This window comes from Deinococcus sp. YIM 134068 (genome assembly GCF_036543075.1).
GTDB lineage: Bacteria > Deinococcota > Deinococci > Deinococcales > Deinococcaceae > Deinococcus > Deinococcus lichenicola.
Map to the genome: position 1 here is coordinate 44837 of NZ_JAZHPF010000006.1, position 14748 is coordinate 59584.

The window sequence follows — 14748 nt, forward strand, 5'->3', positions numbered from 1 at the left end:
CAGCACCAATCCACAGCTTGATGGTCGCAGCGCGGTCACTCACCTCAACTTGCCACGGCGGCATGTGTCCATTTCTGCGTCAACTTGACGCGAAGACCCCTGAATGATGATTTTTAGTATTTAAGTAATAATAAAAGATCATCATCATCATAGCTCAGATTGGTCAAGCTGAAATTTGCCGTCTAGGAGTGCAAAAAGCAGGATTGACTCGCGTGGTTTTTGCCAAACTGTACGGGCTTTCCCGGTCCTTCTTGCCAAACTGTACGGGTTTTCCGAGGCGTTTCTGCCAAACTGTACGGGTCCTTCTTGCCAAACTGTACGGGTTCCGTAGGCCCCTTGCCTTTGAACGCCTAAAAGGGAAAGAATGTGTTCAGGACGCAGATGGCGGTTTCTTGCCAAACTGTACGGGTCATGAACTTGCCAAAGTGTACGGGTCTCGAAGCCTGTTCTTGCCAAACTGTACGGGTCAAAGTTGCCGAACTGTACGGGCGAAGGAAAAGAGGTGGAGGGTGGCTAGCGGCCGTTACTCATCTTCCTCGGCCTGGAGCACGAGTGACCGCACCTTGTCGGCGATGTCGGCCTTGTTCTCACCCACCGTCCGCAAGAGCAGTGCGAATAGGACGGGCAAAGCGACTGTCCCGGTCCGAACGGCGTGCTCCAAGTTGTCCCGGTCTTCACCTGTGAGCAGCGGCCACACCCGGAACAGGGACAGCCGCTGCTCGGCGACCCTCACCCGTTCGTCGGGGTCCTCCGGCAAGGCCAGCGCGTCGTCCTCCGGAACGCTCTGGGCAAGCACCGGTGCTGGCTTGGGGCGCTCGCTGGCTTTGCTTCTGCGCCCGCCACCCTCTAACTTTTGTTCGACCCCCGCGTACTTTTCTGGGTGAAGCAGCAGGTCACGCATCAAGGCCCCTGGATTCCCCTTTTTGCCCGGATAGGCGTCAAAGCGCGCGATGGCGTCCTGAACAGCGCGTTCTTCTGGGTGATCAATAAGGTGCCTTGCCGCCACACCCGGATACATGCCCCGGTCTATCAGCTCCTGTAAGAGGGTGACGTTCAACTGATCGGTCAACCCTGGAAACACGTAAGTGATCTGCTGTTCCTTGCGCTTGCCCTCAGTCAGGACCTCGTCCACGTAGCCGATCCGCTTGAACTCCTCCGTGGCTGGCTCTAGGAGCCGCAAGATCCTTGCCGGAATGTCGCTGACGATGTTGAGGCGAGCCGCCCATTCCATGACGTTCATCTGCACCCGCTCGACATACTGTCCCTCACTCCAGCGCAACCCGTCCAGCACCCGGTAGATGGCCCGAATCGTCGGCGTCGACAGGTTGTGGTAGACGTCCAAGTCGAGTGGCTTAAGATAGCCGTCACGGATGCTCAGAGCGATCTCGCGGGGAAGGCGGATCTCCAACTGGCTGCGGCTGTCCAGTTCGTTTCCGCGGGTCAGGGTCACCTTCTCCAGGTACTGGAAGGTTTCGTCGGTGTACCGCATCTTCTTTTTCGAGTACCAGCCGCGGCTGATCACGTACTGAGCCGACTTCAGCCGGTCAAGGGAGGCCCAAAGTTCGGCGTAGTACCGGGAGGTGTCCGGGAATCCCGCAGTCTTCAATAGGCGATAAGCCGACACCCTGACCGTGTCGTCGACCGGACAGCCCGCCTCGTAAAACAGATTGATGATGGTGACCACGAAGTCGTTGTCGAGGCCATGGGGAACCACGTGGCCCCGGAGCGTCCGGCAGGTCACCTCCACCGGCATTCCGTTGTGCTCATAGGACCTTGCCCAGCCCGTAAAGGTCTCCGGAACCCGCGACTGCACGCTGATCAGCGCGAGTTGCGCGAGATTGACCTCGTCGCGTCCTCTGAACACGGCTAGCGGCTCTCCATGTCCTCCTTGTACAGGGGCGCTGGTTTCTTCCGGTTCATTCTTCGGTTTCCGGGGCATCTTAAGGCGTCCACCTGTCGAGGCCCCAGCGGTTCGGCATCAATGACAGAGGCCGCGGACCGGCTTGTAAATGGTCCCCCAGCGGAAGGGGCCTTCGACCGGCCATCCTCGCGGGTGTGGTCGACCTTGGTCGGCCGGGGTGGGCGCGTCCGGAGACGCCTCCGCGGTCCACCATGGGGCGAACGCGCGTGGGCCGCGCGCATGGGCAGAAGACCGGTCGCGGGAGAACCATCACAGACATGTCGCCAAGGATGTTGTGAACGTCAGTGAACAGATCGAGCAAGGGGATGGCCTCATGTCGTCAGAACCTCCGTGCCTGTGGTCAGAAAGGGGGGCGTTCGCCGGGGGGGGGTGGGTCAATCTCGGTCCGCACGCCGCCGGGCGCCAAGAACACGGCGCCGTGGGCCGTGATGACCGGCTCACGCCACTGAGGGTTGAGGCTGCTGCTGGCGGCAATCTCCGCCTCCGTGGACTTCACTCTGGGGTGCAGACCGGCTTGCACTTCACCCCGGAAACGCAAGGCCCCCACGTACTCCCCGACCACGGTCTCCAGCAGGGCTGCGGCGCCGACATCGACACCAGTCACGTGGGCAGTGGATTTCAGGGAGGCCAAATCGCCGTGCTCGAAGTGCACCTGAGCCTGCTCCACGTTCTCAGGGGTGAGCATGGGCGCCAGCAGGCTTCGGAACGTCTCATCGCCGAGTAGGGCGGCCACCGGGAGGGTGCCCTGCAACGTGACGTGTAGCCGCACCTGGCTGTGGAGTGAGGCGGCCTCCACGGTCAGGCTGCGGATCACGGGACGCAGGGGACTGTCCAGCAAAGGTGCCTTCATGGTAGTCATGGCCTCACGGTAGGCAGTGAAGGGGTCGGCGGGATCGGTCATTTGGGTCTCCTGGGGTGGGGACGCGGCCGTCAGTCGGCGGCACCCGGCGGATGGAGCTCGAGGAGTTCGTCGTCGGGCCAGGGCCAGGTCAGCGGGTGGGCGCCGCCCAGTGTTCAGGGCCTGGAAGTCGTCGGGAGCGATCTGCTCGCCCGTGACCTGCACGCTGGGGTGGACGGTGGCAACGCGCTGGGCCAGTTCACGCAGTGCGTTGAGCTGGAAGCGGTCACCAGCGTCGACGAGGGCGAGCACCTGATGCCGCGGCAATTCCAGGGGACCCCCGAAGCGGGCGGCCAGCTTCTCTTCTGAAGCGCGGGTCAGCAGGACCAGTTCCAGGTCGCTATGTTGGGCAGCCCGTTCCAGAACAGCGTCAGCGAGTTGCTCCGAAGACGCAGCGCCGTCCGTCAGAACGCCGACCTGGCGGCCAGGGCTAAGCTGGACGCTGAGGAACCGCCACTTCCCCGCGATGGAGTCCAGGAGCGTGGCGGGCATGCCAGATTCAGGCAGGCCCCGTTGCCGCAGTTCCTGGGTCGCCTCGTTGCTCACGGGCGTCGCCCAGGGCAGGGAGGGCCGCCGCCGGTGAGTGTCTTGCCGCGGCACGGTGAGCAGGGCGAGTTGGTGGGGGTCAGACGGCTGAGCACCAACACCAGCATCAACGCCCCGCTCAGCCACAGCGGTCGCCCTTGCGCCGCAAACGACTCAGAGACTCCTCTGGGTGGGCTGAGGGTGTAGCGCACCACCTTGGTCGCCAGCAGGGAGTGGGCATCCGGCGGCTCACCCAGCAGGGGGAGGACGACCGCATTCATGCCTCACCTTATAACGAACATCAAACTGCACCCACGGATGAATGCGGGGGGCAGCCTCATCTCATGACTTCAGAGCCCAGGCCCGCCGTTTGCGCCGGTCCGCCTCGCGTTCCATTGAGACTCCCACCGGCAGCCGCCACCGTGCCCAGCAACAGCCCCAGGATCAACGTCCAACGGCCCAAGACTCGCCTTTTCACGGTTTCACTCCTGACGTGGCTTCAGCCAGCGCAAGCCGCCCTCACGTTCACGGCACGTGGGAGCGGGCCAAATACGTTCTTATGGAAGGCGATGGCCGGAAATCTGGACGGGCCACAGGCCATAGCTGAAGCGGGAGGGGTCCTGCGCGGTCAGGTTGAGTGTGATCGTCTTTTGCAGATGCCCGTCCACCGCGGCCGGAGTGACGGGCACGCCCGTGGTGACGGCGGTGCCCTGAACCGCCCCGGTAGGCAACGTTCCCACCTGCACCGGGCCCATGAACGGCGAGCTGAAGGCGACCTGCAGCGCGAGCTTGACCGGCGTGACGTCGCGGACCAGGACCTCGCGGGCCGGGGCGCGCACGTCCTGAACCTCGACCACCTGGGTGCGCGCGGGCGTCACTTGGGCCACCTGCTCCGGCACCGCGACCGTCCAGGCTTGCAGGATCTGCGGCACGGCCTGGGCCTGCCCGCCAAGCAGGGACAGCGCGAAGGACTTGCTCCACTGCTTCGCCCCTGGACCCTGGCGGGCTTCGATCACGCCTGTCCCGGCGGCGAGCGGAACCTGGGTCCAGCGGCCGCGTGCGCCGCTGGGAAGCGGCACGGTCTGGCCGTTCTCGTCGCGGAGGCGCAACTCCAGCTCCCGGGCGCTGTCCCCGTTGTACAGCCGCAGCGTGGCCTGCCCCCCCAGACGAAGGGCATTCACCGGCGTCCACTGGCGCCCCCTCACGGTGTGGTTGATGGTCGTGGCGCTGACCTCAACCGGGCCGGTCACGCTCAGACCGACCGCGCGCTTGGCCGCGCCGCTGACCGACAGGGTCAGGCGGTAAGAGCCGGGTTGAAGCGCCTCGGAAAAGAGCGCCTGTGGCGACACCTGCCCGGCCGCGTAGTCGCGCCGCAAGATGACCTGACCGGCCGCGTTCCTAAGTCGATAGGTGGTGGTGATTACCCCAGGTCGGTACTGCTCGTCGCCAGTGGCCGTCCGGCGTGTGGTGTACCCCGAGCCGTCAAAGCCGGGGTGGTCCACCGTCAGGGTGACGAGGCCCGGCTCGCGGACGCTCAACGTGAGGCTCTGGTCGCCGGTCGGCCAGTTCAGCACCTGACTGACCGCCACCAGACGGTGCGTGGGTGTGGCCGCGTGGGCTGCGCCTCCGAGCGCGAGCAACAGGGAAAGAGACAGGGTGCGCATGCCCTCAGCGTGCATCCGGAGTGGTTCTTCCCAAATCCTCTTCCCTTCCGTAGGGCCAGGGGGGCTCAGTTCGGCTTGGGGAAACCCGGGAAGCGCCGCGGCGGCGCCTCACCCAGCACGACACCCAACTTCCTGCCCGTCTGCTCCAGACAGGAGGAGACTCCCGCCTCCACCGGCGACCGTCCTCTTCGGCCACCATTAGCGGGTGGTAGGTGGGAGAGTCAACCTCGAAGGGGAGGAAGCGCCACTCCTCGTGGTCAGAGGTCAAATCGGCCCTGTACTCGAACAGACGGCTCCCGTTGTAGAACAGAGCGCGAATTTCGATGTGCTCGCAGACTGGGAATAAGGGTCCAGAAAGCCGCTGCTGAAAATGGCCGCTGACCCGGCCTGAGAAAACGGTCAGAGCCTGGGCAACCAGTGGGTTGCGCCCGTCGCCGAACGATTCCTTCGCGCCCAGCGACTGCAAACCGGGCGCTCGCAGCAGGCGGAGGAATCCCACCGCAAGCGACAGGCGCGACAGCGGGAAAGGCAGTCCTTCGGCACTGGTCTTCCGCCCGTCGGTCTTGGGATTGGGCTTCATTCGGATCAACTCCTCTGGTCTCTGGGCCTGGGACCGTGTGCGGACGGTCCCTGCCCAGCTTGCCGCGATTGACGACCGCCGGGCATTGCAGCAGGCCGACTTCCTTGTCATCGCTGCCGAAGCCTGCTGTGCCTGACAGGCTAGACGTGAGCACGGGCGCTGGTGGCCGTCGATTTTGGCGCCCTGCCGATCTGTCTGGTCATGCGGCCCACGCAGATGCAGACCTACCCCGTGCCCGGTCTCCCCTCCCCCGTGTCCTTCGGGTCGCAGGCGTGCCCAGGCTTCACGAAGGTGGCTGTTCGGTGGCCGTACTCACCTCAACCACCCAAGGCTGGTGGAAAGGAGGACTCGCCCTCGCCTTGAGCCGCTTCTGGCACGTCACTCGCCCGGCGGCTTTTGGCGAACACCTTGCCCAGGCCGCCCCGCAGGGGGCCGGACCCCAGCGAAATCGGCACGGCCATCAGCATGTTCGGGTTGCCCAGGTCGATCAACAGCTTCACCTCCTCGCGGCTGAGGTCGTGCTCCCGGCAGAGCAAAGCCCCAGCACCGGTTGGCCCAGCCGGGTCACCCCGGGCTGTGCCCACAGCGCGGTCGCCGTCCGAATCGCCCTCATCAAGGACAGACTCGGTCGGCGTCATGCAGGGTTTGGGGTGGTCACCCAACACCCCGTGCACCCGGAGCGTGGCGTTCTCACGCAGCCCATTGTAGGACACCGGGATCATGCGCGAAAAGATACGGACGGGGCAGGTTCTTCCCCGCTCAGCGCTGCTTGTCCTGACCCAGCAGGGCGCGCAGCTCTGCGATCAGTTTCTGGGCCTGGGCCGCCTCCTTGCCGGTCAACTGCTTGAGGCGCGGAAGGTCGCCGCGCAGCCCTTCCACGGAGGACAGCAGCGGGTGAGCCTTTTTCGGGGCGAGCGCCTGGACGGCCTGGCGGACATCCTCCGCCTTCCAGCCGTGCTGCACCGCTTCTGCGAGCAATTCGCGCCGCTTGTCGCGATTCTCGACCTTCAGCAGCGCGTACACTGCCTTCACGTCCAGTTGCCTCGCCTGGACGGCATTCAACTCCTCGGGGGTGAAGTTCAAGATCTTGCTGCGCTGTTGCGCCCACACACTGATGCCGGTGCCGTAGGTTGTCTGGAGCCATTCCCCCACGCCGTAAGTGTCCTCAAGCTGCCCCTTGCGCACCCCGTTCAGGTAGCGCACCAGTTCCTCCTGACTCATCTTCGTACGGAGCGCCAGCAGTTTGAAGCCACTGAGCGTCTGGTCGACGATGGACGGGTTGGTCCGGTGGGCGTTCTCGATCAGGGCGAGTTCCTCGGCCCGCTCATCGCTGACCGCACCGAAGTTCAGGACCGGCAGATGAGTGAGGTCGGCAAGCATTGCGGCCTGGTACCGCCGCTCACCGGCGATTACGGCGTACTCCCCGCCGCGCAGGCGCACCCACAGGGGTTGCAGGACCCCGTGTTCCCGGATCGACTTCACCAGCTCCTGGAGTTTTTCCGAGGTCAGCTCGTCTCCGCTGTACCGTCCACGGGGATTAAAGCCCGGCAGGACGTGCACGCTGGAGACCGGGGCGTTGACCAGCACGGCCTGCTGCGTGATGGCGGCCAGCTCGTCCACGGAGGGCACCAGGTGGGCGAACCCGGCACCCGGCTTCTTGCCTTTGACGGTCACGCGGGCACCTTCACGCCGAGGATCCCCAGCACGTTCAGGGTCATGGCGCTGATGTCCTCGCTGACCTTCGCCTTCGGCTTGTAGAGCACCGCCGGGAGGCGCTGCTGGGTGGCGCCTCCCATCGTCGCCAGGCTGTCGCGCACGTTGGAGGTGACCGGCGCGAGTCGGGACAGGTCGGTCTGGAGGTGGTGCAGCAGCTCCTTGTGGTGATCCACGTTCTCGCGGATGCGGTTGGGGATGAACGCGCGCAGGGTCAGGGCGGGGGCGATACCCCTGGCGACCTTGACCAGCTTCAGCAGGACGTCCAGATTCTCCAGGCCCTTGATGCCGGAGACCGGCACCAGCAGGTGATCGGCCGCGGCCACGCTCGCGGTGAGGAAATTGGTGCGCTGCGGCTTGGTATCCAGGATGACGAAATCGTACGGCTCCGCCATAGCGCCCAGGTAGGCGTCCAGCGCCTCGCGCAGGTTGGCGGCGCGGGCGAAGTCATTGTTCAGTACGTTGTCGACGCTGTTCAGGGAATCGTTGGCGGGCCACACGTCCACGCCGTGCACCTGCATGGGCTCGGGCAACGGGGGCGGCTCGTCGCGTGAGAACACCCGGCCGACGGTCGCCTCCTCGGTGCGGGCCGGGGAGGCCGGGTCGTCGTGCAGGCCCAGCGCCTTGGTGAGGCTGGCCTGCGGGTCGAGGTCGAACAGCGCCACCTTGTACCCCAGCAGGGCGAGGCTGTACGCCAGCTCGCGGGCGACCGTCGACTTCCCCTCCCCTCCCGAGGCGTTGGCGATCACGAGGCGTTGGGTGGGCATGAATTCCTCCTTGGGGCGGTGCTGGCGGGCGCGGCGCATGATGAGGTCCCAGTAATCCGTCATGGGAATCAGGGCGGCCATCGGCGCGGCGTGCCGCTCGATCACGACGCGCCGTCCCGCCTTCACCTGGTCGAGCGTGGCGTACAGGTTCGTGCGGAGGGTCGCCGACTTGCAGCTCGCATCGCTCTCCACCCGCCGATCTTACGGAAGTTGTACAACTTCTGCAAGTCTCGCTGCTATCCCTAGGCCGTCGTCTGATCCTGTTCTCAGGGCACCCATGCCAATGGAGGCACCCTGGAGTGCCTCCGCATCGTGGAGAGGTTGGAAGTCAGTTCAGGAGGCTGAGCATCGTCAAACAGCCCAGGACGGCCACGACGCTGCCAAGCCCTAGAACCACGTACTCGACGACCTGCCGTCTTTCTCTCGGAACCTCTACGAGACTGCGGCTGAGAAAGGCGAGGGTGCTCATGGCCAGCCAGCACAGCAGGGTATTTCCCACCGTCCCCCAGGAGATTGAGTGGGCGATCCATCCTGGGGTAAGCAATCCCAGGAAAAGCAGAACCATGTTGATGACGCTGAAGAAGAGCAGTGTGGCTGTGAGGCTGTGCCAGAAACCTCGTAAGGAAGGGATAGTGAGAACGGTCGGCCGGGGCACAGGTGCTCTGTACCTGGCCCGGCGATCCCCGAGGGCTGACCAGCCCCAGATCAGCAAGAGAGGCAGCAGCAGAACGCTGGTAAGCCAGAGATCACGCCGAATTCCCAGTTCGATCAGGGCGGACAGCACGGGAACGGCCTGGACCCGGGCCATGTCGAAGTCAAGCGTGTTGGAAGGGCTGGGAGCCCGAACGTTCAGCGAGATCAGGCTCGCCACCATGACCAGGGCACCGTATGCCGCGAGGAGGGCGGCGACCGTGATGTTCAGGGTGAAGCGGAGGGGTTCACGCAGGAGGGTAACGGTGGTCGTCAGCATAGGTTTCCTTCTTCTCCAGGGGGCGCAGGGCTCTGAATCCCCAGTTCACCGCCAGTACAGCAAGACGGCGGTCGCCTGATCGGTGAACGCTTCGCCCCAGTCCAGGGCCTCACGGAGAAGTGCGTTGGCGCCGTCGGCGTCCCCCTCCTTCAGCAGGTACCAGGGATTGGGCGGCGCGTCATATGGTGCGCTGGTCTGGACCGAGGTGACCTGGACATTCTCGGAGTCCACCTCCGGGTAGAGCTGCCGCAGGATGAGGCCGAGCAGACTTCCTTCCCGGAAGGGTTGGTGGACCGTGCGGTACTCACCCACCAGTTGGCTGATCTGTTGCTCGGCGGCGGCCATACGGTCGAGGAGACGCCGCATCTGGCGCTCCGGCTCCAGGAACTCCTGCTCGACGGCGACCTCGAGCACGGCCCGTGGCCCCCGGGTCACAAGCAGGCCGCAGGTCTCGGTCAGGAGTTGTGTGGCATCGGCAGCCGTCAGCCCCTCCAGCAGCTTCACCCGAACGCTTTCGCCAGCGAACGGTTCAAGAATCAGCACCTGGCCTTCTTCGACTTTCGGCCGCCTGCCCGCACCCTCTTCGTTCATACACACTCTCCCCTCTTCCCACGTGCCGCCGGGACGAATGTTCTCTGTGCTGTCACCATCTGCTGTTACGCGCAGAGCATAACCCTTGCTCCTCTTTCCTGATGGGACGTGAAGGACACCCGGTGTCCTCAGCTTTGCGGTCAGGCCATCTCCGGCAGTTCACCCCTCTCCCCTGGCCCCATAAGGGCTGTTCCGGCACCTTTTTCGCGGTCATGCCCCTGACCGTGACTTCACTTCCCCGGCCCCAGAGAGTGGGCGCGGGAGGGGAGCACCACAGGGCACCTCCCTTCACGGTATGAGGGTAAGCGACCCCTGCTTTCGCCCGGAGCCGAACCGGCAGAGTGCATGGGACTGCCGGTTCGGCGTCTCAGCCCACCGCTCTGACGGGGAGCAGGGCGGTCAATCGCAACATGCCCAGTACGTCACCCTCTTGCAGACGATGGGTACCCGGTTCACCGCTGTACGGGGACGTGAAGTGCCAGGCAGGCGTCGGGTACTCGTGGAAGATCTGTCCCGTCAGGCTGTTGCCGTGCCGAATGACTGCCGGAACGCTCGCGAGGCCCAGGTTCACCAGCGCCATGTCTACCGCGAATGGATTGAGGTCGGTGGCCACCACCTGCATGTGAAGGCGGCTGACCCCCAGGTCCTCCAGCGCCTGCGCGGTGGCCAGGACCAGGGTGCCGCTCCCGACCGCCGGTTCCGCCACCTTCAGGGTCTCGCCGGGTTCGGGCGGGTGCATCGCCATCTTGGGCATCAGCAGCGCCACCGAACCCGGCGTGTAGACCTCACCCAGATGGCGCTGCGCGTGCCTGCTCAAGCGTTCCATGTAGGTCGCGCCGAACAGGTCCAGGAACGGGTCTTCGGGCTTCAGGCGCAGCAGATCCCCGAAGGCCTCGCACAAGGCGCACAGTTCCTCCGGGGTGAACTTCCCCGCGGTGCGCCGGTACTCGTCCTCGCGCTGACCCGAGCTGCACACGCAGGCCGCCAGGGTCACGAGGTCCCGGAACACGCCCGAGTGCCGCTGTTCGATCTTAAGGACGATCTTCAGCCAGGATGGGTTCGTCAAAGTGGTGCCTCCTCGACCTCCCCTGGCGCCGTCTGCGGCGCGACGCCCGCCTTGGTGCGGCGCCGGACGTCCGGCAGCGTCAGAAAGGCGCCCAAGGTGAAGGTCGAGCCGTCCTCGGAACACAGGACGCTTCCAGCCGCACACCGCTCCTCCAGAAAGGTCACCCACGCCCCCGGCGAGGACAGCGGGGCACCCCGTTCCGTAACGGCGCTGCAGCGGAACTCGAACTGACCGACGAATCGTCGCCCGACCTCCAGCACCAAGCACACCTTGGGGTAGGGAAATGGGCGGCCCGCCGCCGCCAGACAGTTCATGGTGCTCTGCTGGATGCGCTCGGGGGAGTCGTCTTCGCGTGGCCGGACAGGCGTGCTCAGATAAACAGTGCGCATGATGGTCTCCTTCAGGACGGGTGATCGTCCCTTCCCGAGAAGGCAGGAGGGGACTTGGCGAGAAGCCAGTCGCCGTGGCCGACCAATTCCATCAGCCGGTCGACCAGGTCGAACGGCGGGGTGCCGTCACCACGCGCCAGGTCGAGCGGGTCGCCCAGCTTGTTGCGGACCAGGAGGCTCAGGCCGGTGCGGTGCCCGTGGTGCGTCGCGACGAGTTGGACGGCGTACGCGCCGGGGAAGCGCGCCCGGATCTCGTCGCTGAGTTGCTCGTAGGCTGCCTCGCATTGGTCCTTATCCATGTGGGGCGGTGGAAGCAGGCGAACGGGGTACTCCCGGGCCAGGGACTTTTTCTTCGCCCCCTCCGGCGGAGCCCGGGGGGCGCGGGGCAGTGGTGCTTCTTGGAAGGCCGCTGGGGCCGCTTGCGAGGCCGTCTCCAGAGTTGGGGGAGGTCCCGGCGCGGGAGTTGGGGGCAACTCCGGCGTGGGAGCTGGAGAGTTCGCAGGGGTTTCCGAGCGGCGCCAGAGGTCCGGGTTGAAACGCTGGGGTCCGGATGACATGGCGGACCAGCGCTCCCCATCAGGGGAGCGACGCCTGCCCCTCGCCCTGCCGTTCGATCAGTTCCCGGCCCCGATCCGCCTCGCGGGCCAGGGCGAGCCATTGGCCCTGGACCAGCCGCGCTTCATCCCACACCGGCCCTTTAAGGGTCACGACCGGCAGAACCACGACGCACTTCACCTCTGGACCGAAGGTGCACCACACCGCGTCGACCAGGCGGAGATCGTCCTCGGTCGTCAGGCGGGACAGGGGTGCTCCGCTGGCGTCCCGCTCCAGGCCGGTGACCGGGAGGAGGTGACAGGAGTTGGGGCCGGAGTGGCTTTGCAGCACCCGCCGGGCCTGCTCGGCCAGTTCCGGTGTGGCGCAGTGGGCGAGGAGATGGAGCCGGTGATGCTGGCGATGACGCTGTACTTCATACCTCCTCCTGGACCTGCGCCCCCAGCGCCCGCAGGCGCGACCCCTGGACGTGAGTCGCCGGGGTCGGCCTGCCCAGCAGGTGGGCGGGGCGAAATTGCAGGAGATCGTCCACCAGGCCGCAACAGGTGCAGCCCAACAGCTCCGGGTCCTGGCGGTGGGTCAGGTCCACGTGCGGTCTGCCGCAGTTCGGGCAGCAGATCGGGGAGTACACGGGGACTCCCGCCGGTGCGCTGGGGCTGATCATGACCTTCCTCCTTGACGAGCAGGGCGGGGGGGCAGGGGAGAGCCTGCCCCCACCGCTCCTTACCCCAGGGGCGGCTTTACGATTCGCAGGGTGCGGGTCTGGACCCCGGTGCTGTGCCCGGTGGTGCTGACCTTGAAGGCGTCCGGGTCGTTGGTGTTCACCTCTGCGTCCACGCCCTCCAGCCAGGCCCGAAAGTCCTGGGCCACCTGTTCCTGCCGGAAGAACGGTCCGTTCCCCATCACGGTCACCAGAACCCCGCCGGGGGCGAGCAGGCGGTAGGCATGCTGCACGTGGCTGATGTCGGCCAGCCCCTCGAAGGGCGGATTCATGACGACGCGGTCCCACTCGCCCCGCAGGGCCATGCTGTTGTCGCCGATCAGCCGGTACCCCTTGGCCTCGAGCATCTCGCGCAGCCGTCCATTCTGTTCGCAGACCTCCACATGCAGTTCCGGCTCCAGGGCCAGCAGCGCGTCCACCAGGTCGCCCTTCCCTGCCTGGGGCTCCAGGACGCGCAGGCCCGGACGAAGGTCGGCCAGCGTCGCCAGATGCGTGGCGAGCGGGGCGGGCGTGGGCCAGAACCCAGGCACGCGGTATCCGACCAGGTCCCGTTCCAGGGCCGCCACCCGGTCGCGCCGGGCACGGGCTGGATCGACCCGCGACTCCGCCAGGGCACGCAGGGCGGCCGCGGCCTCCACGACGAGAGCTGGGGTGGTCAAGCCACACGCGTGCGAGGCCTCCCAGGTCTTCGCATCAGACACGAACCGCTGGCAGTTCACCGTGATGTGCTCGAAGGGCTTCAGGGGTGCCAATTCCCGGAAGATGGTCAGGACCCCGTTCACCTGCTCGGGCAGGAGTTCGCGCAGCCAGCCGTAGCTCACCGGCAGCGCCTTGACGCTTTCCAGAACGAGGGAGTGGGGCCGGTGGCTCCGCAGCGCCCCCAACTCCTCGTCGGCGAGACAGACAGTGGCGAGCGAGTGGGCGTGATCAGGACCAAGGTGGACCAGCAGTTCGATCAACCTGGGGTCGGTGACCCGGGCAAGCACGGCCGGGAGCGTGCCGTCCTCCAGACCACTGGCCACCGCCCGGTAGGCACGTTGAAGGCGGCGCAGGCGGAAGGCGTCATCGGCCCGGCTGCCCGCGTCGAGGCTGCGCTTGCGGGTCATGTTCATACCCACGTAAGAGGGCGTTTCCTTCTGCTGCGCCCGGCGTTCCAGGCCGCCTGCGCGTTTGAGCAGCAGGGCAACGGCCTTGGGATTGGCGGCGCCGGGCGTGGTGGGGGAGAGCGGGGCGGTCTCGGGCAGGGTCTGGGTCATGGAAACCTCCACCCCTCCGGAGCGGCCCCGCCGGGCCGCGACCCCTGGGCTACCTGGAGGCCAGGACCTGCTTCAAGGCGCGGTAGACCTGACTGGGGCTGAGGCCGAAGCGCTCGGCCACATGCTCCACCTCGCCGCCTGCCCGGCGTCTGGCCGGGGGCAGGGCCGCCTGTACCTGGCGCACCAGGTCCTCGGTGATGCGCCCACGGTGGGGAGCGGCAGGTTGAGGAGCGGCCACCGCGTCCGTCCTGTCCGGGAGGCCTTGCTGGATGACGGCGGGGTCGACGGAGTACACGAAGGTCGCCCCCACGGCAACGCCGCGCAGTTCCCCTTCCAGGTGCATCGCCTTGCAGGTCTCCGCCACGTTTTCCGGCGGCTCGCCGAGGTCGCGGGCCACGCCGGAGGCCAGGGCCGGACGGCCTTGCAAGGAGGTCTGGATAATCGGCCGCAGACGGTCGAGCACCAGCCTCGGCTGCACCGGAGTCTGGGCACGCTCGTAGAGGCGGCGGCCACCTCCCGCGGGCCGGGCCAGTCCACGGCTGCACAGCTCGTCGATCAGCGGACGGGCGGCGGCACAGGTCATGCCCAGCGCGTCCGCGAGTTGCGTGGGTGTGGCCCGGGTGTGCTCGTCCAGGCAGGCCAGCAACCGCTCGACGCGCTCGCCCGAGAGGGTCAGCGGCACGAAGCCCTGCACGTGCGGTCGCAGGGCCTGGGGCGGGTGGGCTAGGGTGCGGGCAGGAAGAGTGTGTGGCATGGTGACCTCCACCCAGCCAGAGCGGCCTGGGCCGCGACTCCTGGAAGGAGAAATCGCTTCCCTACCAGGAAGGCCTGGGCGCTTTCAGCGTTCGAGGCGGGTGAGGGCGTCCTGTTCCGCGAGGGAGAGGTGCAGGCCCTCCCGGACCAGCAGGCGGACGGCTTCCTCGGCTGGGACCACGCGCCGCAGCACCTCCTCCGGCTGAGGCGCGGTTAGCCACGGCCGCCGGGCGTGCTGGCGCACGAAGTCGCTGCTGCCCGGGTGGGGCGTGCGCTCGACGACCACCAGCAGGCCGCTGCGGCAGGGGGTGATGGTGGCCTGGACCCGGCCCTGTTCGATCTGCATTCCCCGCCGCCGCGCCTGGCACGATACCTGAGGGGT

The 14748-nt window shown here is 66.4% G+C and carries 16 protein-coding genes; all 16 read right to left on the minus strand.

The annotated features are described in order from the left end of the window. Nucleotides 1-523: 523 nt before the first annotated feature. Complete coding sequence (locus tag V3W47_RS08205) at nt 524-1864, minus strand: replication initiator protein A (protein WP_331824713.1); 1341 nt, start codon at nt 1862-1864, stop codon at nt 524-526. Nucleotides 1865-2261: 397 nt separating this feature from the next. Further along, nucleotides 2262-3365 (minus strand): hypothetical protein, encoded by a 1104-nt coding sequence (locus V3W47_RS08210; RefSeq protein ID WP_331824714.1) that lies wholly within the window; start codon nt 3363-3365, stop codon nt 2262-2264. Between the two features lie 536 nt (nt 3366-3901). After that, nucleotides 3902-5008 carry a hypothetical protein gene (locus tag V3W47_RS08215; protein WP_331824715.1) on the minus strand — a complete coding sequence of 369 codons (1107 nt, stop codon included), beginning with the start codon at nt 5006-5008 and terminating at the stop codon, nt 3902-3904. An 897-nt stretch (nt 5009-5905) separates the two neighbouring features. Beyond that, nucleotides 5906-6310 (minus strand): hypothetical protein, encoded by a 405-nt coding sequence (locus V3W47_RS08220; protein WP_331824716.1) that lies wholly within the window; start codon nt 6308-6310, stop codon nt 5906-5908. Nucleotides 6311-6347: 37 nt separating this feature from the next. Then, nucleotides 6348-7262, minus strand: coding sequence for a ParB/RepB/Spo0J family partition protein (locus V3W47_RS08225; protein WP_331824717.1), 915 nt, complete (start codon nt 7260-7262; stop codon nt 6348-6350). Further along, nucleotides 7259-8260: an AAA family ATPase gene (locus V3W47_RS08230; protein ID WP_331824718.1), complete on the minus strand. Its 1002-nt coding sequence runs from the start codon at nt 8258-8260 to the stop codon at nt 7259-7261. The genes V3W47_RS08225 and V3W47_RS08230 overlap by 4 nt, the downstream gene beginning before the upstream one ends. Nucleotides 8261-8396: 136 nt before the next feature. Continuing rightward, nucleotides 8397-9038 carry a hypothetical protein gene (locus tag V3W47_RS08235; protein WP_331824719.1) on the minus strand — a complete coding sequence of 214 codons (642 nt, stop codon included), beginning with the start codon at nt 9036-9038 and terminating at the stop codon, nt 8397-8399. 45 nt (nt 9039-9083) lie between these two features. Further along, nucleotides 9084-9629 (minus strand): hypothetical protein, encoded by a 546-nt coding sequence (locus V3W47_RS08240; protein ID WP_331824720.1) that lies wholly within the window; start codon nt 9627-9629, stop codon nt 9084-9086. A gap of 367 nt (nt 9630-9996) precedes the next feature. Continuing rightward, nucleotides 9997-10695, minus strand: a complete 699-nt coding sequence (locus V3W47_RS08245; protein ID WP_331824721.1) for an N-6 DNA methylase — start codon at nt 10693-10695, stop codon at nt 9997-9999. Beyond that, on the minus strand, nt 10692-11084 hold the full coding sequence (locus V3W47_RS08250; RefSeq protein ID WP_331824722.1) for a hypothetical protein: 393 nt from the start codon (nt 11082-11084) through the stop codon (nt 10692-10694). The genes V3W47_RS08245 and V3W47_RS08250 overlap by 4 nt, the downstream gene beginning before the upstream one ends. An 11-nt stretch (nt 11085-11095) precedes the next feature. Further along, nucleotides 11096-11383 (minus strand): hypothetical protein, encoded by a 288-nt coding sequence (locus V3W47_RS08255; RefSeq protein ID WP_331824723.1) that lies wholly within the window; start codon nt 11381-11383, stop codon nt 11096-11098. Between the two features lie 277 nt (nt 11384-11660). Then, the gene (locus V3W47_RS08260) at nt 11661-11969 is read right to left on the minus strand and encodes a hypothetical protein (protein ID WP_331824724.1); all 309 of its coding nucleotides are present in this window, start codon (nt 11967-11969) and stop codon (nt 11661-11663) included. Nucleotides 11970-12051: 82 nt separating this feature from the next. Then, nucleotides 12052-12300, minus strand: a complete 249-nt coding sequence (locus V3W47_RS08265; RefSeq protein ID WP_331824725.1) for a hypothetical protein — start codon at nt 12298-12300, stop codon at nt 12052-12054. Between the two features lie 59 nt (nt 12301-12359). Beyond that, on the minus strand, nt 12360-13613 hold the full coding sequence (locus V3W47_RS08270; RefSeq protein ID WP_331824726.1) for a hypothetical protein: 1254 nt from the start codon (nt 13611-13613) through the stop codon (nt 12360-12362). Nucleotides 13614-13662: 49 nt separating this feature from the next. After that, nucleotides 13663-14367 (minus strand): hypothetical protein, encoded by a 705-nt coding sequence (locus V3W47_RS08275; RefSeq protein ID WP_331824727.1) that lies wholly within the window; start codon nt 14365-14367, stop codon nt 13663-13665. 84 nt (nt 14368-14451) lie between these two features. Next, nucleotides 14452-14712 carry a hypothetical protein gene (locus V3W47_RS08280; RefSeq protein ID WP_331824728.1) on the minus strand — a complete coding sequence of 87 codons (261 nt, stop codon included), beginning with the start codon at nt 14710-14712 and terminating at the stop codon, nt 14452-14454. Between the last annotated feature and the right edge of the window lie 36 nt (nt 14713-14748).

Coding starts and splice junctions, on each gene's coding strand:
- V3W47_RS08220 (WP_331824716.1), bottom strand. CDS start 6,310: ATGATCCCGGTGTCCTACAATGGGCTGCGTGAGAACGCCACGCTCCGG.
- V3W47_RS08235 (WP_331824719.1), bottom strand. CDS start 9,038: ATGCTGACGACCACCGTTACCCTCCTGCGTGAACCCCTCCGCTTCACC.
- V3W47_RS08240 (WP_331824720.1), bottom strand. CDS start 9,629: ATGAACGAAGAGGGTGCGGGCAGGCGGCCGAAAGTCGAAGAAGGCCAG.
- V3W47_RS08250 (WP_331824722.1), bottom strand. CDS start 11,084: ATGCGCACTGTTTATCTGAGCACGCCTGTCCGGCCACGCGAAGACGAC.
- V3W47_RS08215 (WP_331824715.1), bottom strand. CDS start 5,008: ATGCGCACCCTGTCTCTTTCCCTGTTGCTCGCGCTCGGAGGCGCAGCC.
- V3W47_RS08270 (WP_331824726.1), bottom strand. CDS start 13,613: ATGACCCAGACCCTGCCCGAGACCGCCCCGCTCTCCCCCACCACGCCC.
- V3W47_RS08280 (WP_331824728.1), bottom strand. CDS start 14,712: ATGCAGATCGAACAGGGCCGGGTCCAGGCCACCATCACCCCCTGCCGC.
- V3W47_RS08255 (WP_331824723.1), bottom strand. CDS start 11,383: ATGGATAAGGACCAATGCGAGGCAGCCTACGAGCAACTCAGCGACGAG.
- V3W47_RS08275 (WP_331824727.1), bottom strand. CDS start 14,367: ATGCCACACACTCTTCCTGCCCGCACCCTAGCCCACCCGCCCCAGGCC.
- V3W47_RS08265 (WP_331824725.1), bottom strand. CDS start 12,300: ATGATCAGCCCCAGCGCACCGGCGGGAGTCCCCGTGTACTCCCCGATC.